Genomic DNA, 24,133 nt, shown 5'->3' on the forward strand with positions numbered 1-24,133 from the left:
CAGAATGACAAACAAAAAACTATAGTTTTTCAGTGGTCTTGTGCTATAGAGGGCTGTTTATATGTATTTTCAATGTGATAACAAGTATAACGTTATATAATATTCATTAGCGTTAACTTAAACCATAATTTGGCGGCCTTCGTTATCCCAAGATCCTTCGCTACCCTCAGGATGACAGTTCGAGAAAATTTTGGTAATAACTGTGTTAAGTTAACGCCTATGATATAATAATATTTTGGCAATAGGTATAATTTTCAATTTTCTTACTTAGTTCCATATCAAAAATTTGTAGCAGCAGGCTGCTTTCTTCACAGATTTTAGTCTGCTTTACTTCGTTTATTTTTCTTTTTAGATCTTGTATCTCTTTTATTTCTCTTAAGACTTCCTTTTCTAGGTTATTTTGTACTAAACTCAGCACCATTCCAATTCCCCCTCATACGAATTAAAAAGAAATTATTTATAAGCTAAATATAGTACCCAAGTACTATATTTTTACATTATACCTCTTTTTTTGACAAATTTGTACATTTTTTTTCAAAATTCTTCTATAATTAAGTAGAAATATTCCCATTATCGTATTTTAAAATTGAAACTTTTTCAATAAAATATAGCCTATGAGGTTGGAAAAACAGCAACTTTCTTGAAGAAAGTACCAATTCATGATATGATTTTAGATAATAGCAAACTAGTTGAAAGGCAAGGATACAAAGCAATGAGACTAAGGGAAAACACTTTTCTATGATTGCCAGGCTGCTAAACAGGTTATAGTATTGTAACCGTTTATTGGGACCTAAGAGAAAGTTTTTTTGCTTTCATGAAGAATATTTTTGATAAAGAATATAAGCAACTTTAAAAATAGATACACTGATTTAGATAGAGTAAATTCACAAACAAGGTAGGTTTTATTAATGGGCAGCAGCTATATTCATGAATTTGATATCCACGAAATGTTTAGCAGCACTGATATGCAAAAAATTTTTATTGGTGCTTCTAAGAAAAATGCGGAGGAGTTTGTTGTAATCAATATTGTAAATGATGAAAGATTTTTACAGGAAGAGACAAAGAAACAACTTCAGTGCTTAGATAACTTGATTTACTTTGAAGACCTAGATGAAGCAATTGTTCTTGTTACTAGATTTAATAAGGCAATATATTTAACAGAATATATGGATCAAAATGTAGTCAGCATAAAAGAACGTTTAGACTTAGCTTATCAATATCTAAAAAAAATAGCCATGTACGAGGACCTTCCAAATGATATTAAAGGAATGTTAATAGAAGAGGCTCAGGTCATTATAAAAGACGGAAATATAGCATTGAATGATTTGTTGATTATAGGTAAGAACTCAATAAGTAGAGAAGATAATTTTCAAAGAGTAAGTAAGCTTGTGGGCAGTGTCCTTAATACAATTATCTTTTCAAATACCTCATCAAATAATAAACAGTCTCAAGACTTAAGCAAAGTATTAGAACTTATAAATAGTTTACAATATGCTACACATCAATATGAAAGTTTAAGTGGAATATTAAAGGCCTTTAACCAGTTGGATAATACTAGCACAAATCATAAAGAGGATGAAGAAGCAGAAGAACTTCCCCAACAAGATCATAAATATGCTGGAAGATCACGAAAAGAAAAACAAGGATATACGCTTAAAAAGGTAAGTGTGGGTATCTTGTTGGCTGGACTAATTATTGTGGTATTAGTACTGGTAGGAGGCGATAAGTTTACATCCGTTGATAATAAAGTAGAAATATATTATGATTCGGAAGACAGTGATGACAATACTGTGGATCATGGAGATGAAGGCAATAGTGAAGGTCAGAATCCTTTTGCTGAGGGCAGTCATAGTTCAGAGAGGCTTGAAGAATATAAAATATCCAATTTAAATCCCGACTTTATTAAAGTGGATAAAAGTATATTTCGAAGTGGAGAATATTCTTTGAAATTTATAAACAGCACATATGATGTATCTAAGAGCATTTACTTGAATCATGTAAATCTATATAAAAACACTACTTTTTCTTTGTGGATTATGGCAGATACTTTAGAAGAAATCAGACTGAACTTTAAAGGCTATAATAACAGTCATTTAATATCTGAGAAGTTTATTTATCATAGACCTAAGGTAGCAGGAGTATGGGAAATGATTTACTTCGATGTGCCTGATGGAGAATACAATAAAATAAAATTGACGTTGTTTAATACAGATGCTACAGTTTGGATTGATGATATAAAAATTAATTCTTATAAATAAACATATATCAGTACACTGTAAGAACAAAAACATAATGCATAATAAATAAAAGGAAAGAATTTGTAAAAAGTTTACATCAAACTACAGGACACTTCTAAAAAAGACTTGACAAGGAATGGTTTTCTTATTATTATATTAATAATATACTTAATATGTAGCAAAACGTTGAGTAAGAGGAGTAATTATGCTAGAAGATCACAGAGAGCCGGCGTTGGTGGGAGTCCGGCATTGGAAAGCGTAGTGAATGGGCTTATGAGTGGGAACTGAAGGATTTAGTAGGTGACCCGGGTTTCTCCCGTTATAGAGATAGGATATCGGCTATGATACCTGTATCTGAAAAAGTGGGTTTAATTTATGACCAATTGAGGTGGCACCGCGATGATTCGTCCTCTATACATTCTAAAGAATGTATAGAGGACTTTTTATTTGCAATGCTTTCTATAAGAATAAATACTTTGTGAAAAATAAGAGGAGGATATTTAACATGGAAAAGATGAATGGATATTTTGGTGAATTTGGTGGGGCATTTGTTCCTGAAGCATTAAAAAATGTTTTATCAGAGGTAGCAGAAAAATTTTATCAATATATTGAAGATCCAGAATTTCTACAGGAATTACAATATTATCAAAAACAGTATATAGGTAGAGAAAACCCTCTCTACTATGCTGAAGGATTAACCCAGAAGGTGGGAGGCGCTAAAATATATCTAAAGCGTGAAGATCTAAACCACACAGGGGCACACAAAATTAATAATGCCATCGGACAGGCATTATTAGCAAAAAAAATGAATAAGAAAAGAATTATCGCAGAAACAGGAGCTGGGCAGCATGGTGTGGCAACAGCTACAGTATGTGCTTTGATGGGATTGGATTGTACTATATATATGGGGGAAATTGATACAAAAAGACAAGAGTTAAATGTCTTTAGAATGGAGATGTTAGGTGCAAAAGTTGTGCCAGTAACCAGTGGCACAGCTACTTTAAAAGATGCTGTTGATGCAGCTTTAGAAGATTTTGTCACTAACGCTGACGATACTTTCTATTTATTGGGATCAGCGGTAGGCCCTCATCCTTATCCTACTATGGTGCGGGAATTTCAAAGTATTATTGGTATAGAAGCCAGAAGACAAATACTGGAGGCAGAGGGAAAACTTCCAGATTATTTAGTGGCTTGTGTCGGGGGAGGCAGTAATGCTATCGGTTTATTTCATCCATTTGTAAAAGATGAAGAAGTAAAAATCATTGGTGTAGAACCTGCTGGGAAAGGGTTAGAGACAGAAGAACATGCTGCTTCCATTTCGAAAGGAACAGTTGGTGTCATTCACGGGTTTAAGTGCTATACGCTGCAGGACGAAAATGGCGAACCTCTGCCAGTACATTCTATAGCGGCAGGTTTAGACTACCCAGGTGTGGGACCGGAGCATAGTTACTACAAGTCAATAGGTAGAGGAGAATATGTAGCTGTTACAGATGATGAAGCATTGGAAGCTTTTTTTCTACTATCTAAAACAGAAGGAATCATTCCAGCTATTGAAAGTGCTCACGCCATTGCTTATACAGTTAAGTTGGCAGAGACATTAGCACCTAATAAAATTATCATTGTCAATTTATCTGGTAGGGGAGACAAGGATGTTAAGCAGGTAAAAGAAATGATAGAAAAGAAGTAAGTTTTTTCGATCAGAGCCATTGAAAAGCCTACCTACGCTAATACTTATTAACTCTAAAAGAAAGAAATTAGATAAAGCTAAATAATACGAAAGAACCCCAAGAGTAGCCTATTATTGGGGTTCTTCTGTATTATCTCATCAACTTAAATTAACTTTAATAATTTATAACCATAAATCCTAACTTTCAGCTTCCTGGGGTTTTAAGTCCTCTTCTTCAATATCTACATAGTCCTCTTCTTTATGATCTTTGGAAAGAGATACTGACTGAGGGGTACTCTGTTTTTTAAGTAGATACTCTGGCAGCTGAAGTCCTGCGCTGTTGAATACATCTTGAAGTGGTGGAAGAGATTGCATCATACCAGATAAAAAGTTTGCCGTAGCTGTTTTTCCCCCTTCTTTTCCTCCAGTATTATCCCATACAGTAACCTTATCGATGTTGATTCCTTTGATAGCTTCTACCTGAATTTTGATTAATTCTGGCAGTTTATCTACAATCATCAATGTTACTGCTTTTTCAGCGTCTCCTCCCGCAGCTTCTACGATTTTACTAAAACCTTCTGCTTGTTTTACAAGCATTTCCTTGGTACCTCTAGCTTCTGCATCCATTTTGGCAAAGATAGCATCAGCTTCCCCTCTAGCTTTTCTTCTAAATTCCTCTGCTTGAGCCTCTGCTTCAATTTCAAGCTTTTGTTTTTCAATTTCGGCACGAACAATAACATCTGCTTCTTTCGTGGCCTTTTCTCTTTTTGCCCTGGCTTTTTCAGCCTCTTCCTCAGCAAAATAGGCTTCTTCCAAAGCTTTTGCAGCTTGAATCTTTTCAGCAGCTGTAGCTTTTCTTTCCGCCTCTGCTGCTTTCTCTCTTCTTTCTGCCTCGGAGTTTGCAACGGTGATCTTAGACCTATTTTCACCCTCTACTGCAGTAGCATTGGCTTCCGCAACCTGTACCCTTTGATCCCTGTGGGCTTTAGCTTCACCAATGGCACCATCTCTATCTTTTTCTGCAACACTTTTTTTGGCATCATTGACAGCTTTTGCGGCAGCTTCTTTACCTAAAGCATCTATATAGCCTGATTCATCATTAATATCCGTTACGTTTACATTAATCAGTCTTAAACCGATTTTCTTTAATTCGGTTTCAACATTACTAGATACCGCCTCTAGAAACTTATCTCTGTCGGTATTGATTTCTTCGATATCCATTGTAGCGATTACTAGTCTCAACTGACCAAATATAATATCTTTGGCTAGTTCTTGTATTTCCGCCAGCTTTAATCCTAGTAACCTTTCTGCTGCATTCTGCATCACTCCTGGTTCAGTGGAAACACCAACGGTAAATCTTGAAGGAACATCTACCCTAATATTTTGCTTACTAAGAGCCTTTTGAAGATTTACTTCTATGGATATTGGTGTAAGGTCTAAAAATTCATAGTGTTGAATGACTGGCCATATAAAAGCAGCTCCCCCATGAATACACTTTGAAGAATTGTTGCCTGCCTCTCCTTTCCCAACTTTACCATACACAACTAAAACTTTGTCCGATGGACATTTTTTATATCTAGCAAAAAGTGCTGCGATGGTACCAAAAATAATAACAACAATAACGGTTACAAGTATCACACCATAAGCCTGACCCATTTATTCATCCCCCCTAGTTATTTTTTCAACTAATAAAATGCTATTGCTTAATACATCCTTCACTTGAACAACAGTACCTGTAGGAATAGCCTCTTCTTCATCTGTCATAGCATCCAATTCCCTAAAAGTATCTTGTAAGGTAATACTTACCTTACCTGTACCATTCCTTTTTGCAGGAATACGTATATATACTTGACAAGTAGCTCCTTTAGCGTATTCTATTTGCATATTACCATTGTGAGTTAGTTTCATTGTGAAGTAAAAAAGGACTGATACAATAAGCATTACTATAATGCCAAGTATAGTAGAGAGCAGTAAAGTGGAAAATGTACCCATTCCTGCATTTGAAAAAGTGATTCCTGACCAACCAAAGACAGTAAAAAAAGTAATAAAGTTTCTAATGGTGAATAAATTTAGCGATGATTCAAACTCTAGATCGCTGTCTAAATCTAATCCCTCTTCAACACCCTCTATGCCATCTCCATCACCGAGACCTAAAAAGGTAGCTACTAACTGTATAATAAATAAGACTGTAAAGGGAATAGCTAAATACCAATAAATCTGCTCCAAAACAAGTACTTCTGAAAGCCAAGCTATCAACTAGTTTACCCCCTTTCTTAAATATTTCCTACCTAACCAACTTCGACACTTCTTCCTAAAAACCTTTTAAAATGAACATATTTCTCTCTGAATTTCTTGATTGAGTAGAATATCGGAGGATGTAGAAAAAAGATTCAATTTGTCTAAGAAGTGCTTTTACTATAACTCGTGTATTTTTCAGTGCTAGTCATAAAAAGTACAATGAAGAAAGTTCTTTAAGCATACTTATATTTTTATGCAACTAAGTAGAAATAGTTGCATAATGTAAGGCAAAAATTCGAAATTACAGGCGTATATCTATTGATGATAATATACTAAAAGCTCAACCATAGAAATTGCAAAGTATAAAAGTAAATCCTTATAAGCTACAGGATGATTTTCAATCCTATGGAGATATTATTTCACAGAGGGAATTTTAATCTAATGTAGAATAAGTAATAGAGAAAAAATATTAAGTAGTACTGAAGGAGGGTAAAATGAAAGTGATTGACTTATCCCATACAATGCACCCAGAAATGCCAGTTTTTCCTGGTACAGAACCTCCTGTTTTTCAGCAGGCAAACACGCTAGAGAAGGATGGCTTTGCAGAAGTAAAGATGACTCTGTATTCCCATACAGGTACCCACATGGATGCCCCAGCTCATATGGAAAAAAATGGACTTACCTTAGATCAATACAATATAGATTATTTTATAGGTAAAGCTCTGATTATTGATTTTGCAAATACCAATATTGCTGAGGTGGATGTAAAGGATTTAGAAGTCTACGAAAATAAAATATTAAGAAGCAATTTTCTTATTTTAAAAACTGGATGGAGTAAATATTGGGGAAGCGAGAACTACTTTCACGGTTTTCCTGTATTGACAGAAAAGGCTACAAAATGGCTTACAACTCTTGATTTAAGGGGAATAGGTATAGATGCTATTTCAGTAGACCATATTGAATCTACAACTTTTCCTGTGCATCATATCTTGTTTGAAAAAAACATGGTAATTATAGAAAATATAACGAATTTAGATGCTGTCTATAAAGAAGAGTTTGTTTTTTCCTGTATGCCATTAAAAACTAAAGACGCTGATGGTTCTCCAGTTAGGGCAATAGCAATAGAGTATGAGAGTATATAAATTTTACAATTTCCCATAATTCTTTGATACTGATGCCATATTTTTTCTCCATACTATTGATGGAGAGGTATTTAAGTAAAAAATCAATGGGAAGGAGAATTTTTATGGATTGGAAAAAGAAAATTATACCTGCGACACTGGCTGTAGCACTTTTAGTACCAGTAGGAGTCTTTGCAAACAATAATGCAGATGCTGAGGAAAACTTAAAGGATATGGATAAGTCTCCAATAGCTATTACTAAATCCATAGGATTTAGGGGAGAGGGATCAGGTAAAAACCTAGAACTTACAGAGGAAATTAAAGAGAAGTGTCAGGAACTTAAAGAGAAGTTCGAAAAAGGAGAAATTACAAAAGAAGAATTTCTAAAAGAGATGAAGGAAGCAATGCCAGAAGGACGTAGGTTTAGAGAAAAAGCCTTCGTCAAGCAAGAGGAACTTCCAGAAGAAATAAAAATAAAACTGCAAGAACTTAGAGAGAAGCTACAAGATGACGAAATTACGAAAGAAGTATTTCAAGAAAAAATGAAGGAAATACTACCAGAAGGATTTCAGTTTAGAGTAAGAGGTTTTGATGGTCAAAAGGAGCTGTCTGAAGAGGTAAAGGCAAAACTACAAGAATTTAGGGATAAGCTGGAAAGTGGCGAAATTACTAAAGAAGAACTTCATGAGGAAATGAAGGCTGTGATGCCGGAAAGACTTCAGCTTAGGGAAAGAAAATTTGGTAATGAAGAAGCAAGACAGTTAAAGGTAGAGAATCTTTAATTTTAGAGAATAAAGTAGTAACGAACTACCTCTCTGCAAGGATGAAAATATAGTTAAGAAGACGTGTTAAGGCACGTCTTTTTTGGCATAATTTAAAATAAGGAGGTGTAGGATTTGTCATTTCAAATCTATTTAGTAGAGGATGATCATAATTTAAATTTAGTTTTAACCTCTTACCTACAGAAGGAAGGCTGGAGGGTTTCTTCTTTTTCAACAGGAGAGGCAGCAAGACAAGCCATTGAACAGCCGCCGGATCTGTGGGTATTAGATATTATGCTTCCTGATATAGATGGTTATCAACTTATCCGAGAAATTAAGGCGAAAAATCTTCAAACACCTGTTATTTTTATCTCTGCAAGAGATGCTGATATAGATCGGGTAGTAGGTTTAGAGTTGGGAAGTGACGACTATTTACCTAAACCATTTCTTCCAAGGGAGCTAGTGATTCGCACCCGCAAATTGTTGGAACGGATACACTCTAGTAGCACATCAGTTCAAATAATTCCTCCTTATAACATTGATGAAGCAAGCAGAAGTGCTAAATTAGGGGATACGATGATTGACTTAACTTCCAAGGAGTTTGACCTTCTCATTCTTTTTATAAAAAATCAGGGACTGGCTTTTTCCAGGGAACAGATTCTTATAAATATTTGGGGAGATAATTATTTTGGAAGTGATCGTGTAGTAGATGATCTTATTAGACGGCTGAGAAAAAAGATGCCATCTTTGAGTATAGAAACCATGTACGGTTATGGATATAGGATGGTTAAATCATGAAGAATCTACCCTTATCTTTGCAAATTTGGCTGGTTTTTGCGGGCATTATGCTGGCCATCTGTATTTTATTAACGGCTTTATTCCCATGGACATTGAGGGACTTTTTCACAAAAGAAGTATATGCAACCATTGAAAGTGCTCAAAACATGACGTTAAATCGTCTCAATAGAGAAGCTCCTTCTCAAGATTGGGAAGCTGATTTTTTGCCCAGAGAAAGACAACATTCGCTACAAGATATACGTACCGTGAATCATTTTATTATATTAAATGAAAACCAAGATATTATTGTTCCAAGGCTTCCAATGAAATTTATAAATAAAGTAAGGCTAGAGGCAAAGAATCAAGGAGCAGAACGGCAGCGCTATAGTGGAGAAATTGATGATAGGAAAGTCTTTTATGTAATAAGTAGAGGAGAATTGCTGGGCCATGAGTTTTTTCTTGTGTCTTACATGTGGGATGCTTATCGTGAGGACTTGGTACAGACGCTATTTACAAGATTGATATTGATTATGAGTTTGGTATTTTTGCTTAGTTGGATACCTTCTCTTTGGCTTGCAAGATACTTATCTAACCCTCTAGTAATCTTAGAAAAGCGGGTTAAGAAGCTGACAAATCGTGACTGGTATGAAACCATTCAGCTGCAGAGACAGGATGAGATTGGTAGATTAGGGCAATCCATAGAACAGTTAAGGAATCAATTAGTTCGCCAAGATGAGGCACAACAGTCTTTTTTACAACACACATCCCATGAATTAAAGACACCAGTAATGATTATACGCAGTTATGTTCAGGCAATTGGAGATGGGATTTATCCTAAAGGGGATTTAACAAATAGCCTGCAAGTCATTGAAGAGGAAGGCGAAAGGTTGGAAAAACGAATTCATAGTCTCCTTTATCTAACAAAGCTTGATTATTTAACTACCCATAAACCCTCTTGGGGAAGGATGGATATGTACCAATTAATCATGGATGTTGTAGAAAGATTTCGATGGAAACAAAGACAATTGGATTGGTCTATGGATTTATCACCTATACAAGTTGAGGGAGATCTTGAACAATGGCGTGTGGTACTAGAAAATTTATTGGATAATCAAATACGGTATGCTAGGCATCAAATACGTATCTCTCTGAGCAAATCAGAGGAAAATGAAGAAAAGATGGCTCTTCTTTGTATTTGGAATGATGGACCCAATATTGAAGGTGATACATTAGATATTCTTTTTAACAAATTCCATAAAGGAAACAAGGGAGAATTTGGGCTTGGTTTAGCCATTAGTCACCGTATTGTTTCTCTGCATGGTGGAAGAATTTGGGCAAAAAATGAAGAAAAAGGGGTATCCTTTTATGTAGAAATTCCTTTTGTGTAGGCTTTGTTAAATACTACTGTTGATTTTTGGTTAGATAATTGATAGTAACAACTGATGGAGGCTTTGTCATCCTGAAGGAGTTGAAGGATATTGATTGATAGCGCTGATTATAGGATCCTTCGCTATTGCTCAGGATGACACTGACTGCAACCCTCAGAACTTTTTCAATAGCAACATCTATCTTTAATAGAATAGAGCTTAATTTTTATAGATGTGCGCCCCTAAATTTAAATATACTAAGGGCTACATTTGCAGCCTGCGGTTTTGAGGCGAAACCGTAGACCGTGTATATTAAAATTTAACTTTAGAAGCGCACATCTATAGATATTAATTTTACGACTGAATAGATAAGGCTATAGATCTTTAAACTTTTCAATTTTTTCCTCCTCTAAACAAAAGGTTTTATGGAAATCCCTCCAATTAATATTGCTTCTTCTATGATGTTGCCACTGATAGAGATCCACATAATTTCTGATAAACTGGATGCAACGTCCTGTATAATGCCTAGATATAAAGACCAGTTCTCCAGCTTCTACATCGGTACCTATAACTGAAATTCTTATTAGAACGCTTTCATTGTCAAAAAGGCTTGATTTCAAATAGTTGAGAAGTTGAAGATTTTTTTCTTCTTGTAAGTCAATATTCCAGTATAAGAGTTTTTCAAAATAATAATATTCTTGAGATAAATGGAGCTTTCTTTTCCTAATATTATCTTCATAAACAAACACCTCTAACACTCTATTAACATTTACTAAAGCCCTTCCTTTGTTGCCCACTCTTACAGACAAATAAAACTTATCTTCATCCTCTTCATACTTTATATATACTTTATTGGTGATAATAATATTTTTAGGTCTTTTCACTAAATAGTACAAGAACATACCAGTAAATAAAGAATTGATCAGTACTCCTGAAAAACCTTGAAGCACTGTAAGTAGTTTCCCTACTTTATTGACAGCGGTAATATCTCCATAGCCAATAGTGAGATAGGTAACGCCGCTAAAATAAATGGCATCGCTTAAGGAAGGTTTTTTATAGTTTTGAGAATGTGTAATGATACCATTTGTATCAACGAGGGAATCGTGTTCTATATATAAATAAGCGAAGGACAATATATTTAAAATGACAATAACTACGTAGATTACTAACAAAACAAGAACTCTTTTTAATATATCCATTTTTTTACTCCTCAGGTGTGGTATAAATGTATGCCTTAAAGTTCATAGATGTATTATGTAACACACAAAATAAGTTTAAATTTCAATGAAAACTAGTATTAGCGTTCCCAAACCCATAAATTTTATTGCTACAGGGAAGAACTTCTATAAAACATTTCATTATAAAATATAAAAGATTCCATAAAATAAAGATTATAACCAAAAGTACCTAAAGGATGTGAAGGCATTTGGATATACATAATATAGGACAAACATTAATACTATTCATACTGTTAATCTTATCTGCTTTTTTTTCAACTTCTGAAACAGCACTAATGGCACTAAGTAGGATCAGAGTACGTCATATGGTAGAGGAAAACATTAAAGGGGCAGACTTAATTAATAAATATATAGCAGAGCCTAATAAACTCCTAGGTACAATTCTTGTAGGAAATAATATCGTAAATATAGGTGCTTCTGCCTTGGCAACAGCTATAGCTATTGATTTCTATGGTGATAAGGGGGTTTTGATTGCTACCATCGCTATGACGGTATTGGTATTGGTATTTGCAGAAATAACTCCTAAATCTCTTGCTGCTCAAAACGCTGAAAAAATATCCTTAAGGATCATAAAACCTATAGCGCTTGTAATTGTTTTACTTCATCCTATTGTGATCGTCTTTACCTTCATTACTGGCAGATTAATGAAAATACTAGGTGCTAATACAAATAAGGTTCGCCCCTTCATTACTGAAGATGAATTGAGAACTGTTGTCAATGTTAGTCAAGAAGAAGGGGTTTTAGAAGTCCACGAAAAAGAAATGATTTATAATGTTTTTGAATTTGGTGATCAACAAATAAGAGATGTAATGGTTCAAAGAACCGATATTATCGCAATAGATATAGAAGACACCTATGAAGAAGTTATTGAAATCATAAAAAACGAAAAATTTTCTCGCTATCCTATTTATGAAGAAGGAATTGATAATATCGTAGGGATAATAAATGTAAGGGATTTACTTTTTGTAGATAATTTACAAGACAATTTTAATATCAAAGAATATATTAGAAAGCCGTATTATACTTTTGAGTATAAGAAAATTGCCGATTTATTTAAAGAAATGAAAAAAAACAAAGTGCATATTGCTATTGCACTAGATGAATATGGAGGAACTGCGGGGATTGTGACATTAGAGGACTTAATTGAAGAAATCGTCGGAGACATTCAAGATGAGTACGATGAATATGAAAAGGAAATCGAGGTTATTCGACAAAATGAATATAGGGTTAAAGGAAATACCAAAATCGAACTGGTGAATGAAATGATCGGTACTGCCATAGAATCAGAGGATTTTGACTCTATTGGAGGATTTATTATAGGTGAGCTAGGAAGATTTCCTAAACTGGGTGAAACCATTAATTTTAATCATATAAAATTGGTGGTAGAGGATATAGAAGGAAATAAGATTAAAAAAATAAGGATTTTCACTTGAAAATCCTTATTTTTTATAAAGCCTCTTCCAACCTTTTCATCAACGCAGTTCTTCTTTCTCTAATCATATTCATGTAGAAGGTTTCCGTTTCTTGAACCACATCTGTAGGCAATTGATTTGCTCGAAGTTCAGCTTCCATCTCTTTTAGAATGTCTTGTAGTGCAACCTTCATAGAGTCTTCTAACATATTGGCAGCTTGAAGATACTTTCTAACCACCAGTGCTTGATTTAGTGGACCTTGTGATTTTTCTGCCATATATTCTTCATAGGCCTTTCTATACAAACTATTGGCCCTTTCTACTACCAAAGCCTCTAATCTTTCAAATTTGATTTGATACTTATTTAATATAGTTTCTACTGTGACAACTTTTTTCTCTTCAGATTGTGCAGCGGGGTTATTTGAATTATTATCCTCGATTAATGAATGATCCTCTGAATTATTTTCTATATCACTTTTTAATCCATCTTCTAAATCACCTTTTAAATCATTCTCTAAACCATTCTCTACGTCATAGAAGTCCAAACTTCCAAAATCAAAAAAACCTTCGCTAAGTTCTTGTTGTAGTTGGGATCTTAATGAGTCGTCTGCACCGAAAAAATAACTGTAGCCCCACACGCCAAGACCTGCAATAATCACTAAAAAAGAAATGAAAAAAATCAATAATTTTTTCTTCATGCAATTCACTCCTTGTCGATACGTTTATAAATTTTTATTTGCCAACATGTTTGTAGGCAAGGCACAGGACCATGGGCTTTATTATACTAACGATTTTATACTGACCTTGCTTTTAGACTATAGGCTTCATCTTAGCATGGGCGGGATCTTTAACTGTATTATACCACACTTTATCTACTGCAATAGCAGTTTAGCTTTGCCAAATTATAGGCTAGGGGTGTAGCTTCTGGCTTTGCTCCCCTCAGGATGACAAACTATGGTTTAGGTTAACGCTAATGATTTTGTATTTAAAAATTCTATAGGTCTGATCTGCATCATCAAACATTAAAATATAGACATTATTTAGTTGATTTTTGCATTATACTTCTATAAAATAAAGCTTGTAATTTGAAAGATGTTTATAATATAATCGTGTAATTTAGAGAGGAGCTATAAAATGAAAAAAATATTTTTACTTATCTTAGCAGGACTACTTGTATTTTCTTTACTAGGCTGTAGCAATAATAGTGCCCCTACAAATGTGGAGGAGCAAGAGGAAGGTTTTATTCCAGAAAAAATGGTTATTGGTGCAATTCCTACTCAAAATCAAGGTGATATGAGGGGAGCTATGGATAAACTAGGTGTTCATTTGTCTGAAAAACTAGGTACAGAAGTTGAAATAGAGGTTTATCCTGATTATAACGGTGTAGTAGAGGCTATGAACTATGGTCAAGTGGATATGGCCTATTTCGGTCCTTTGACCTATATCATTGCTAATGAAACCGGTGGAGCAGAAGCTATTATGACTCTATTAGTAAATGGAGAGCCTTATTACTATTCTTATATGGTGACTCATGTAGATTCTCCTCTTGATAGCTTAGAGGATGTTATAGAGAATGTAGGCAATTTACAGTTTGCCTTTGGTGACGTCAACTCAACGTCAGGCTCTCTTATCCCTACCTTAGAGTTAAAGGAAAAAGGTGTTTTTAGAGATCAAATGGATACAGACTTTAAAGAAATTTTCTATACAGGTGGTCATGATGCGGCTGCTTTAGCAGTGCAGGAAAAAAAGGTGGAAGTAGGAGCGGTTGACAGCGCTATCTTTGAAGTAATGAAAAGAAATGGTGTCATCGATGGAGAACAGTTTAAAATTATATGGCAATCAGAGCCATTATTTCAATACCCATGGGCTGTAAAAAGAGGAACTTCGGATGAATTAAAAGAAGCTTTAAGAAATGCATTTTTAACAGTAGAAGATCAAGAAATACTAGATGTATTTGGAGCCAGTGGATTTGCACTAGCTGAAGACAAAGATTATGAACCAGTAAGGCAAGCGGCAAAAGCTGACGGAAGGTTGTAGTATAAAATGTTGAAGGAAATCACAGTAAAAAGCAATAAAAACTTAAAATTTCCTCCTAGTATACAAAGCAAAAAGGTCTATCTGTGGATAGGCCTTCTTGCACTCATTGTTTGGAGTGCCAATGGAACCAACTTTAACCCTTTGTTATTCAGGGATTTTGGTAATACCTTGGACTTCATAAAAAGAAGTTTTCTTAACCCTGACTGGAGCGTTTTACCCTTGGCCTTGAAGGAGTCGATTATTACTATACAAATAGCTATCATGGGCACCGCAACAGCATTTCTCTTGGCAGTTCCTCTTGGTTTTTTAGGTGCAAAAAACACTTCACCCCACTGGAGTATTTATAGTCTTTTGAGAACTTTTCTAAGCTTTTTGCGTTCTATTCCTGAAATCGTATTTGCACTGATTTTTGTTCCTACTGTAAGCCTTGGACCCTTCGCAGGAGTGTTGGCACTGGCTCTTCATAATATAGGTGTAATGGGAAAACTCTTTTCAGAAATCATTGAATCTGCTGATATAGGTCCTCAGGAAGCTGTTACAGCAACAGGAGCTAAAAAACAAATAATGGTGCTGTACGGTATTGTTCCTCAGGTAATCCCCCATATTCTATCCAATGCTTTTTATCGCTTAGAGGTGAGTGTTAGAGCTTCCCTTGTCTTAGGTTTAGTAGGGGCTGGTGGTGTAGGCCAACTTTTAAGTATTCACTTTAAAATGTTTCAGTATAATAAAGTTGCGGTGGACTGTTTGGTTATTATGGCTATGGTAATCATCATCGACTATATTGGGGGCATCCTCAGGAGAAAGGTGATATAGTATGCAGCTTATCATTAAAGATTTGAAAAAGCATTATAATAAAAAAGAAACTTTTGCCCTAGATCATGTAAACCTCCATATTGATCAAGGAGAATTTATTAGCATCCTAGGCCTAAGTGGTTCTGGTAAATCTACTTTTATTCGTTGCCTCAATAGATTAATTGATCCTACAGAAGGAGAGATTTATTTCGAAGGACAGGAAATAACAAAGTTAAGGGGAGAAGCCTTAAGACTCTATAGAAGGAATTTGGCAATGATTTTTCAACACTACAATCTTATTCCTAGGATGAAGGTATTAACAAATGTGTTGGTCGGCAGGTTTGGCTATTTATCACCGCTGCAGATTCTTTTAAAACAATTTCCTAAAGAGGATGTAGAAAAAGCCAATGAGGCATTACAAAAGGTGGGTTTATTATCCTTTGCTGAGAGACCTATAAAAACATTAAGTGGAGGTCAGCAACAGAGGGTAGGGATTGCTAGGGCCCTTATTCAACAGCCTAAAATTATTCTAGGTGATGAACCAGTATCTAGTTTAGATCCTGTTACGGCTAAAGAGATTATGTTATTGCTAAAAGAAATTAACGAAAATAGAAAAATTACTATGATGATTAATCTCCATTCAGTAGAGTTGGCTAAAACTTTTTCTACAAGAATTATAGGATTAAATAATGGAAGTATTGTTTTTGATGGGCCTCCTAGTGCCCTTGATGAAGTTGAAATTAATCGAATTTATAGATAAACGACCTTTTGGTCGTTTTTTTTTGTATAGGCTATCACCTTTTGTTGTCTCCTGCATAACTTATAGTGAAAATAGAGAGAGGAGGGAGAATGATGACATTAGTACCAAGAACGCCACAATCAAATTGCAGACCAAAACCAACACCTAAGCCAATACCAACGCCTTGTCCACAACTACCGGGAACATTGTTTAGAATTCATATTCCAGCAGGAGCAGTGATTAATTTGCTTAACCTTATAGAGCTTACTTCACCTAGTGGAATTTGCTTGATCATAAGAATTCCCGCTTTAGGAGGAAGCATAGGCAAAACTTTTTCTGCTGTAACAGCTGCTATTGAGCAAGCTGGCGGCCAAGTAGAGATTATAGAAGAGTAGTATAAAAAAGAGGAGGGAGAATGATGAGAACACCAGAAACAAACAATTTAGTTAGACCAACACCAACACGTTGCCCACAATTGCCAGGAACATTGATTAGAATCAATATTCCACCAGGAGCAGTAATTAATTTGCTTAACCTTATAGAAATTACCTCCCCTGGCGGAGTTTGTTTAATTTTGAGAATTCCTATTTTAGGAGGAAGTAATCTTTTTTCAACTTTAACAGCTGCTATTGAACAGGCTGGAGGCAAAATAGAAGTTGTAGAAGAATAGCGAAAAAAACACTAAAAAAGAAGCATTGATGTATTCAATGCTTCTTTTTTATTCCTAATTTATCATCTAGAACTCCTCGCTGCTCTAAAGCATACAAGTCATCACAACCCCCGATAAATTCTCCATCAATAAAAATTTGAGGTACAGTGTCCCATCCAGTTTTTGCCTTGATCTCCTGAAAAATTGTTTCATCATGGGTAACATCAATTTCGTTAAAGGCCACATTTTTACTTTGCAAAAGTGATACAGCTCTTTTGCAATAGGGGCAGTAATCCTTAGTGTAAAGTGTAACATCCATTATTCATACCACCTTTCTTTTTATAATGATGATAATTGGTATAGTTATCATACCCAATTTCTATATAAATAAAAGTATAACTATAGAAGGAATAAAAATATTTATGTAGAAAGATTTAAATAATAAACACTAACTGATTTTAGCAAAATCAACATAGAGGTATAATAAGGAGAGGTGCGTATAATGAAAAGAAAAACCATTATTTTTGCAATGGGATTATTCATAATCATTGGGAGTATATTTTTTGCTTTGGAATATAGTAGGCTTCGGCCCTATAGAAATGCCATTAAAGCTATTGAGATTGAGGGGATAGATTTAACACAAGTTTCAGATGGAGTTTATGAAGGATTTACAAATGGGATCCTGGTTTCTGCTAAAGTAATAGTGGAGGTGGAAGACCATAAAATAGTAGCTATTCAGTTAGAACATAACCATGGCAGAGGAAAAGCAGCAGAAGTGCTGATAGATAAGGTTTTAGAAATGCAATCTACCAATATAGATTTTATCACTGGGGCAACTTCCAGCAGTAAAGTAATTTTAAAAGCCATAGAAAATGCTTTAACGATAGTGCTTTATTAAACATGGTTAAGGTTAATAGTGATTTAACGGTACCTTCTTTGCTTACCATAAAAAATAAAGAAATAATCCCTATAGGTTTGCTTGAGACTCTCTTACTAGAAGGTAATGATGGTGAACAAGCTGTATCAATACGATTGATGAGTGAAGTATATCCTAGAAAAGCTAAAGAAAATGTAGAAAACATAATTTCTAATCCAACTGCAACAAGTGAGCAAGCATATAACCCGAATATCAAGAAATTGACATTCAGGAAATAGCTCCTCAATCCTTACCAACACAATTAGGCAATGCTATCTATAGAGATGGAGTGGAATTACTAGGGGGAGTTAGGGTTGAATGGCATGCTGGATTAGTGGGACATGCCAGCGGATCACAAACACCAGGAAACTATGTCATTCATATAGGCGGACCTGGACAAACAGTTGACTATGTAAGTTATGATACTTTTTTAAGAGACAGAAATGGAAATAGACGGACATTTATGGGACAATATTATCAGCCGGTAGGTGATAATTTCGTATATTATGATATATTTTATACGGTACATGATTTAACTAATTTGAGAATTGGCTATACAGCTGCTCCTGTCATGAGTACTACAACAAGTAGTGGCACTATTCATCCTCAAACGATTACGAGAATGAGATGTGATGCTGTAGTAGAGTATTGCTATGAATACAATGGAGTTAGATTGTTAGGGCCAGAAGGTGCATGGAACATTTCAACAGCACTTGGTTTGACTATCATCCTGTTTCTTACAGCCCTTCAATGCAGGCAAGTGTAATGACCCAAAGATAGTTTAGAACAATTATTCAACTATATATGTTATGGGATATTCCATAACATATATAGTTTTCCCAAATGATTTGACAATAACATTTCGGAGGTTAATTATGAAATTATCAAATCTTAATACAATAAATAAAGTTATAATAGTAATTATCTCAGCACTTTTTTTTGTGTTGAATCATTATTTTTTTGCTTATATTTATAACTCCCAATTAGAACTTGATGATCTTAGATTGATTACTTTTGTATTTATATTTATACCGTACTTGATATTCACTTGTATGATATACAGATATTATTTTGAAAAGTCGATAGTCAGATATACTATAACAGGATACTTTATATATCTGTCTATCATTAGTTATTATTCTGGATACAACAACCAGTTTTATAATTTTTATTACCAGATGCTATATAGTGCTCCTACATTGATGTTATATATACCTATTGCATTAACCGGGGATTATATAGGAGAAAAACTAATACCATTAAAGTCTAAATTTAATAAATTTTTTTCTATACCTCTTATTATTTGTATTATTTATTTGGTAGTTTTTTTCTTTGCTTTAATAATCAAAAGTTCATAAGAATCGAAATAAAATCAGGTAAAGGTATCCGTCAATTGTACGCTTACGCTTTAACGCAAAACTAAAAAAGCCGCAATTGGCGGCTTTTTTCTAGTTTACACAAATGCACGATAGATTGCCTCTACAGATCTCTCAAAATCATCATTTTCAACACCTACAATAATATTAATCTCACTAGATCCTTGATCGATCATGCGAACATTAATATCCTCATTAGATAGAGCAGTGAAAAGTTTGGCAGAAATCCCAGGGGTATAGGCCATACCATGCCCCACAGTTGCAATTAGGGCCATATTAGGATGAACTTCTATTAAATCAGGATCACATTGCTGTTGGATTTCATCTAATAATTTATCCAGTTTGTTTTCTAACTGGCAGTCAGTAACAACTACGGATACGGTATCAATACCACTAGGCAGATGCTCGAAGGAGATATTATTATTTTCAAATACGGTAAGAAGCTTTCTAACAAAACCTACCTCTGCATTCATACGATTTTTCTCTAAAGAAATAACAGTAAAGTCTTTTTTTCCTGCAATCCCTGTAATTATACTGGAGTGGGCTACAGGATCTGCATAACTGACAATCATTGTACCAGGACATTCAGGGGCGTTAGTATTTCTAATATTAATGGGAATACCAGCATCTAACACTGGGAAAATTGTTTCCTCGTGCAGGACGGAGGCCCCCATATAGGAAAGCTCCCTCAACTCACGGTAAGTAATCTCTTGAATAGGTTTTGGATCTTTTACTATATTAGGGTCTGTCATTAATAAGCCTGCTACATCTGTCCAGTTTTCATAGACACAGGCACTAACAGCTCTTGCTACTAGAGCTCCCGTTATATCTGATCCACCTCTTGAAAAAATTTTCACATCACCACTAGGAAGAGAACCATAAAAACCTGGTATGACGGCCCTTTCACTTATAGATAAACGTTCCTGTAGCTTCTTTTCTGTTAATTCTAAGTTTAAGGAATGATCTTTATCGAAACAGATAACTTCTCCAGCATCAATAAATTCGTAATCTAACAAACTAGATAAAATGATGGCATTCAGATACTCTCCACGACTAGCTATGTAATCTAATGATGCACCTTTTTCCATAGTACTTTTTATCTCTATAAGATAAGGCTTAAGATCTAGTGAAAGCTCTAAGTCCGTCACAATTTCTAAGTAACGATCGCATATCTTATTAAAAGTATCATCAAAATTCACTTGATGTTGAAGTTGTGCATGACACAAATAAAGAAGATCTGTAACTTTGGTATCTTCCTTATATCTTTTTCCCGGTGCTGAAGGTATCACATACCTTCTTGTTTCATCCCACTGAATAATATTTTGCACTTTTCGAAATTGACCAGCATCCGCCAGTGAAGTTCCACCAAATTTAGCTACTTTTATATCCATATTATTTACCCCCTTTAAAACTTTGAACTTTTTGTTGTTCACTGACATTCTATGTCATATGATTGATATTTTTTAGACGCTATTTTACTATTATAAGCATATGGTGGACAAATGTCAATGAAGGAAAGACAAAAATATAAAACTATCTTAATGCATACAATCCTTTGGGAAACGTCTAATGGACTATAACATAACATATAATTTAGTGTATATAGTTTTCTATAAGGAGGTTGAGATATTGAAGGAAGCAAACTTTCAAGAAGTAGCTTTATTTGAGCACCGATTTTGGCTCCAAGTATTAGGAGATCATGCACGATTTATATTTGATAATCTATCACCCAAGGAAACAAAGGAAATAGAACAGGCCAATCGTTTTATTTGTATTTTTGATAAACTATTGGAGGAAGCTAGAAAACCACTGAAGGATACGGAAGTAATGGCTCTTACGAATCAAGCCTATCATTATGCTCATGAAATCCGACTGTTTAAGCTGGACTTAATACGTCAGCACTTAATTGGGGACATAGAGTTAGGTTTACCTCCTACTTTTATTAATCATATGGTAAATGAAGTAGAAGAATATTTGAGAGTATTAGCGTATCTGATGACAAGTCAAATACCTGTATCTACTGCCATTCATAATCATCTTGTGTGGCTTCTAGATGCCGCTGGCCATGCCGCTGGCATTGCTGGTGATTTAGATATGGTAGAGAAAAGGTTGACAGAGCAAAGTCAACTCTTTACACAGCGTTTCGAAGAGTTTTACATAAAGGCTGTAGAAATGGCAGGGTACATGCGGACCTGTCTTGAGACATTCCCTGCCTTTGACCGATTTAATCTACAGGTAGAGGGTGAAATTCAATTATTTAAAGTGTTTTTAAGAGAACTGGAGGAGATGGAGTTAGGCAACAAGGTTCTGGGCACTTTAAGTGCTCTCATGTTAGATCACATGGCTAGGGAAGAATGTTACTATCTTATAAAATTAGCTGAAGCATCGAATGTAAGGATGCCTGATTGTGACCCTACAAAGCCTAGAACCGAAGGATGATTTTCTATTGGCGTTATAAGCCAATTTCCGTAAAAAAGTCATGTAATAATGTATCGTATTCCTCTTGGTTATGCCAGTAGGCTTTAACATGACCAGCATTAGGAGCTAAATAAAGTTTTTTAGCTCCTTTTTTTGTATGGTACATAGCTGTTGTCATGCTACTGGGAATGTAGCTATCTTCAGCACCATGAACAAAAAAAATAGGCGTATCTACTTCTTTAATAGCCTTTATAGGGCAAACAGCATGGAAGGAGCTTTTTGTTTTTAACCTATAAAAAAAATTAGCAATCTGTAGAAAAGGGAAGGGAGGCAAATGATATTCTTTTTTTAGGCGATACTTTAAGATATCAAAAAGGCTAGCGTAGGGACAGTCTGCAACATAAAAAGACACCCTAGTATCTATCTCAGCATGTTGTAATAATATAGCAGCTCCCATAGATTCTCCGTGGACACCTATTTTACAGTAATCACCATGCCTTTGAAAAACCCAGTCGATCCAAGCTTTTAGATCATACTTTTCATAAAAACCATAGGTGGTAGTGCTCCCACCGCTTTTTCCATGGTTTCTATGGTCATAAAGTAAAACATTGAAGTCTCTTTTTAAGTACAACGCCATATACTTAACACATCCGTAGAGAGTATAGGTGATACCATGGCACAAGATGATGGTTTTTTTAGATCCTTCCCTAGGAAAGTAAAGACCGTAGAGATTATATCCATAGGGAGACTTTATAACAACTTCTTCTTTATGTAAACCTTGAAAAGTAGCTTCATTTATTCTACCAGCCTCTACTTCCGCATGATAGGTTTCTTCTGGAGAGAGGGTCTTGGGATAAAGAACAATGGTAGATAGATAAAAACTAATGCCTATAATCAGCAGCAGAAGAATAGTTAAAACAGATAACAGAAAAATCAATAATAAAACCTCCTTAGATTTTTACATAAACTCATAAATAAAATGTTATAATCATTAGTGTTAACTTAAGTCATGCTTTGTCATTTCAAGATCCTTCGCTATGCTCAGGGTGACAAATTGGGAGGGGTTTTGGAAATAATTAGCTTAAGTTAATATCTATGATATTATAATAAAAAAATAAAAATAACAACTACAATGATACATGTCTTAGGAGGAAAAATAATGCCCTATACTTATATGTTGCGATGTGCTGATGAAACCTTTTATACTGGATGGACCACAGATTTGTATAAAAGATTAAAGGTTCATAATGAAGGAAAAGGTGCCCGATATACAAGGGGAAGAGGCCCTGTAAAGCTGGTGTATTGGGAAATCTACAGTAATCGCAGCGATGCACAAAAAAGAGAAGCTAGTTTAAGACGACTTAAGCGACAAGAGAAGGAAGATCTAGTAAAATCCTTCCAACAAACCAACTGCCTGCAGATACCATAGCCCTATAAAAAAATTCTAAATTTTGTAAGAAGATGTTCACAGAAGGGTATAAATATGATACAATAAGCATACGAACATATGTTTTGTGAGGACCATAAAAATTGAAAGGGAATAGGTTGATGAAGAGGAATAAAAGTGAGTTAGAAAGATTAAGAAAAAAACTAAATGATGCCTTAAGTGCTACTGGAGGAAAGGTAACAAGCGACATTATAAAAACAAGTCAGAAACTAGATACCTTGATAGTTAGAGAGATTAAGTCACATATATGTGATGAGAAAAAAAGAAAAGCGTAGAAATACTTTGATATCCTTAGAAAAAATCCTCAAAAGGAGGATTTTTTCTAAGGAGTTTTTAATTTCTATTATTCACCAGCTGGAGGAGTGAAGGTTCTTTGGGCTAATTCGCTATCTAACATATAGATGGCATGATCATTTTCTCCAATTCGCTTAAGTTTGTTAATAATGCCAGTCATAGTAGCTTCTTCCTCTACTTGCTCATCAATAAACCAGTTTAAGAAGCTAACACAAGCATAATTTTTTTCCTGTACAGCTAGGTCCATCAAATGGTTAATTCTACTGGTAACAAATTCCTCGTGTTTTAAGGCATCTGTAAATACTTCTAATACAGAAGCAAAATCATTTTTAGGATCTTCAAAACCATAAACTAAAGTACGACCACCTAATTCACTGATGAAATTAAAGAACTTCATAGCGTGGAATCTCTCTTCTTCAGCTTGTACAATAAAGAAGTTTGCGAAACCGTCTAGATCTAAATCTTTACAGTAAGCCGCCATAGCCAAATAATAGTTAGCAGAGGCAAACTCATATTTTACTTGAAGATTAAATTCTTTTGCTAAGTTTTCTGATATCATAAATAACCCTCCTAAATTTTTGAAAATTTTATTGCTCTTATAAAATATTATAAAAGATTGTTGTAAGAATAACAATAATATTTACCAATA

At 34.7% G+C, this 24,133-nt stretch carries 27 protein-coding genes, 1 riboswitch and 1 other annotated feature; of the genes, 18 read left to right on the forward strand and 9 right to left on the reverse strand.

The window, feature by feature from the left end; translation table 11 throughout:
- Positions 1–217: 217 nt before the first annotated feature.
- Positions 218–421: a hypothetical protein gene (locus CACET_RS03390; RefSeq protein WP_044822970.1), complete on the reverse strand. Its 204-nt coding sequence runs from the start codon at positions 419–421 to the stop codon at positions 218–220.
- Positions 422–669: 248 nt separating this feature from the next.
- Positions 670–758, forward strand: a riboswitch (cyclic di-GMP riboswitch).
- 150 nt (positions 759–908) lie between these two features.
- Here CACET_RS03390 and CACET_RS03395 point away from each other — a divergent pair.
- Both CACET_RS03395 and trpB read left to right on the forward strand, forming a co-directional pair.
- Positions 909–2,258 (forward strand): hypothetical protein, encoded by a 1,350-nt coding sequence (locus tag CACET_RS03395; RefSeq protein ID WP_044822969.1) that lies wholly within the window; start codon positions 909–911, stop codon positions 2,256–2,258.
- Between the two features lie 156 nt (positions 2,259–2,414).
- Positions 2,415–2,652: a binding site (T-box leader), on the forward strand.
- 90 nt (positions 2,653–2,742) lie between these two features.
- Complete coding sequence (trpB, locus tag CACET_RS03400) at positions 2,743–3,924, forward strand: tryptophan synthase subunit beta (RefSeq protein ID WP_044822968.1); 1,182 nt, start codon at positions 2,743–2,745, stop codon at positions 3,922–3,924.
- Positions 3,925–4,101: 177 nt separating this feature from the next.
- On the opposite strand, the gene CACET_RS03405 is transcribed toward trpB, so the two are convergent.
- On the reverse strand, positions 4,102–5,559 hold the full coding sequence (locus tag CACET_RS03405) for a flotillin family protein (protein ID WP_044822967.1): 1,458 nt from the start codon (positions 5,557–5,559) through the stop codon (positions 4,102–4,104).
- Complete coding sequence (locus CACET_RS03410; protein ID WP_044822966.1) at positions 5,560–6,159, reverse strand: hypothetical protein; 600 nt, start codon at positions 6,157–6,159, stop codon at positions 5,560–5,562.
- Between the two features lie 476 nt (positions 6,160–6,635).
- Here CACET_RS03410 and CACET_RS03415 point away from each other — a divergent pair, with 476 nt between their 5' ends.
- The 4 genes from CACET_RS03415 to CACET_RS03430 all read left to right on the forward strand — a co-directional run bounded on the left by CACET_RS03415 (position 6,636) and on the right by CACET_RS03430 (position 10,188).
- A complete protein-coding gene (locus CACET_RS03415; protein ID WP_044822965.1) occupies positions 6,636–7,283 on the forward strand; it encodes a cyclase family protein in 648 nt (215 codons plus the stop codon).
- Between the two features lie 104 nt (positions 7,284–7,387).
- A complete protein-coding gene (locus CACET_RS03420; RefSeq protein ID WP_044822964.1) occupies positions 7,388–8,044 on the forward strand; it encodes an SHOCT domain-containing protein in 657 nt (218 codons plus the stop codon).
- A gap of 114 nt (positions 8,045–8,158) precedes the next feature.
- Complete coding sequence (locus tag CACET_RS03425) at positions 8,159–8,821, forward strand: response regulator transcription factor (protein ID WP_044822963.1); 663 nt, start codon at positions 8,159–8,161, stop codon at positions 8,819–8,821.
- Positions 8,818–10,188, forward strand: coding sequence for a sensor histidine kinase (locus CACET_RS03430; RefSeq protein WP_044822962.1), 1,371 nt, complete (start codon positions 8,818–8,820; stop codon positions 10,186–10,188). Before CACET_RS03425 ends, CACET_RS03430 begins: the two co-directional genes overlap by 4 nt.
- 353 nt (positions 10,189–10,541) lie before the next feature.
- Here the strand turns inward: CACET_RS03430 and CACET_RS03435 are convergent, their stop codons facing one another.
- Positions 10,542–11,366, reverse strand: coding sequence for a potassium channel family protein (locus tag CACET_RS03435; RefSeq protein ID WP_044822961.1), 825 nt, complete (start codon positions 11,364–11,366; stop codon positions 10,542–10,544).
- Between the two features lie 227 nt (positions 11,367–11,593).
- Here CACET_RS03435 and CACET_RS03440 point away from each other — a divergent pair, with 227 nt between their 5' ends.
- A complete protein-coding gene (locus CACET_RS03440) occupies positions 11,594–12,838 on the forward strand; it encodes an HlyC/CorC family transporter (protein ID WP_044822960.1) in 1,245 nt (414 codons plus the stop codon).
- Positions 12,839–12,851: 13 nt separating this feature from the next.
- Here CACET_RS03440 and CACET_RS03445 read toward each other — a convergent pair whose 3' ends face one another.
- On the reverse strand, positions 12,852–13,514 hold the full coding sequence (locus tag CACET_RS03445; RefSeq protein WP_044822959.1) for a hypothetical protein: 663 nt from the start codon (positions 13,512–13,514) through the stop codon (positions 12,852–12,854).
- Positions 13,515–13,950: 436 nt separating this feature from the next.
- Between CACET_RS03445 and phnD the strand changes: the two genes are divergently transcribed.
- The 5 genes from phnD to CACET_RS03470 all read left to right on the forward strand — a co-directional run bounded on the left by phnD (position 13,951) and on the right by CACET_RS03470 (position 17,054).
- Positions 13,951–14,853, forward strand: coding sequence for a phosphate/phosphite/phosphonate ABC transporter substrate-binding protein (gene phnD, locus CACET_RS03450; RefSeq protein WP_044822958.1), 903 nt, complete (start codon positions 13,951–13,953; stop codon positions 14,851–14,853).
- Between the two features lie 6 nt (positions 14,854–14,859).
- Positions 14,860–15,666, forward strand: coding sequence for a phosphonate ABC transporter, permease protein PhnE (phnE, locus tag CACET_RS03455; protein WP_052661190.1), 807 nt, complete (start codon positions 14,860–14,862; stop codon positions 15,664–15,666).
- 1 nt (position 15,667) lies between these two features.
- On the forward strand, positions 15,668–16,405 hold the full coding sequence (gene phnC, locus CACET_RS03460) for a phosphonate ABC transporter ATP-binding protein (RefSeq protein ID WP_044822957.1): 738 nt from the start codon (positions 15,668–15,670) through the stop codon (positions 16,403–16,405).
- A gap of 92 nt (positions 16,406–16,497) precedes the next feature.
- Positions 16,498–16,779: a hypothetical protein gene (locus CACET_RS03465; protein ID WP_044822956.1), complete on the forward strand. Its 282-nt coding sequence runs from the start codon at positions 16,498–16,500 to the stop codon at positions 16,777–16,779.
- Between the two features lie 23 nt (positions 16,780–16,802).
- Complete coding sequence (locus CACET_RS03470) at positions 16,803–17,054, forward strand: hypothetical protein (RefSeq protein ID WP_044822955.1); 252 nt, start codon at positions 16,803–16,805, stop codon at positions 17,052–17,054.
- Between the two features lie 34 nt (positions 17,055–17,088).
- Here CACET_RS03470 and grxC read toward each other — a convergent pair whose 3' ends face one another.
- A complete protein-coding gene (gene grxC, locus CACET_RS03475) occupies positions 17,089–17,352 on the reverse strand; it encodes a glutaredoxin 3 (RefSeq protein WP_341411730.1) in 264 nt (87 codons plus the stop codon).
- A gap of 183 nt (positions 17,353–17,535) precedes the next feature.
- Between grxC and CACET_RS03480 the strand changes: the two genes are divergently transcribed.
- The 3 genes from CACET_RS03480 to CACET_RS03490 are packed head-to-tail and all read left to right on the forward strand — an operon-like array spanning position 17,536 to position 18,715.
- Positions 17,536–17,931, forward strand: a complete 396-nt coding sequence (locus tag CACET_RS03480; protein ID WP_044822953.1) for an FMN-binding protein — start codon at positions 17,536–17,538, stop codon at positions 17,929–17,931.
- A gap of 2 nt (positions 17,932–17,933) precedes the next feature.
- On the forward strand, positions 17,934–18,188 hold the full coding sequence (locus tag CACET_RS03485) for a hypothetical protein (RefSeq protein WP_044822952.1): 255 nt from the start codon (positions 17,934–17,936) through the stop codon (positions 18,186–18,188).
- Positions 18,189–18,238: 50 nt separating this feature from the next.
- A complete protein-coding gene (locus CACET_RS03490) occupies positions 18,239–18,715 on the forward strand; it encodes a hypothetical protein (protein WP_044822951.1) in 477 nt (158 codons plus the stop codon).
- 687 nt (positions 18,716–19,402) lie between these two features.
- Here CACET_RS03490 and CACET_RS03500 read toward each other — a convergent pair.
- On the reverse strand, positions 19,403–20,716 hold the full coding sequence (locus CACET_RS03500) for an aspartate kinase (protein ID WP_044822949.1): 1,314 nt from the start codon (positions 20,714–20,716) through the stop codon (positions 19,403–19,405).
- 238 nt (positions 20,717–20,954) lie between these two features.
- On the opposite strand from CACET_RS03500, the gene CACET_RS03505 reads away from it, so the two are divergent.
- On the forward strand, positions 20,955–21,764 hold the full coding sequence (locus CACET_RS03505) for a DUF2935 domain-containing protein (RefSeq protein ID WP_044822948.1): 810 nt from the start codon (positions 20,955–20,957) through the stop codon (positions 21,762–21,764).
- A gap of 13 nt (positions 21,765–21,777) precedes the next feature.
- Here CACET_RS03505 and CACET_RS03510 read toward each other — a convergent pair whose 3' ends face one another.
- Positions 21,778–22,680 carry an alpha/beta hydrolase gene (locus CACET_RS03510; RefSeq protein WP_044822947.1) on the reverse strand — a complete coding sequence of 301 codons (903 nt, stop codon included), beginning with the start codon at positions 22,678–22,680 and terminating at the stop codon, positions 21,778–21,780.
- A 222-nt stretch (positions 22,681–22,902) separates the two neighbouring features.
- On the opposite strand from CACET_RS03510, the gene CACET_RS03515 reads away from it, so the two are divergent.
- Positions 22,903–23,172, forward strand: coding sequence for a GIY-YIG nuclease family protein (locus tag CACET_RS03515; protein ID WP_044822946.1), 270 nt, complete (start codon positions 22,903–22,905; stop codon positions 23,170–23,172).
- A gap of 119 nt (positions 23,173–23,291) precedes the next feature.
- A complete protein-coding gene (locus tag CACET_RS19770; RefSeq protein WP_082058064.1) occupies positions 23,292–23,465 on the forward strand; it encodes a Spo0E family sporulation regulatory protein-aspartic acid phosphatase in 174 nt (57 codons plus the stop codon).
- 68 nt (positions 23,466–23,533) lie between these two features.
- Here CACET_RS19770 and CACET_RS03520 read toward each other — a convergent pair whose 3' ends face one another.
- Positions 23,534–24,043 (reverse strand): ferritin, encoded by a 510-nt coding sequence (locus tag CACET_RS03520; RefSeq protein ID WP_044822945.1) that lies wholly within the window; start codon positions 24,041–24,043, stop codon positions 23,534–23,536.
- Positions 24,044–24,133 lie beyond the last annotated feature (90 nt).

It is taken from the genome of Clostridium aceticum (assembly GCF_001042715.1).
GTDB classification, from domain to species: Bacteria; Bacillota; Clostridia; order Peptostreptococcales; family Natronincolaceae; genus Andreesenella; species Andreesenella acetica.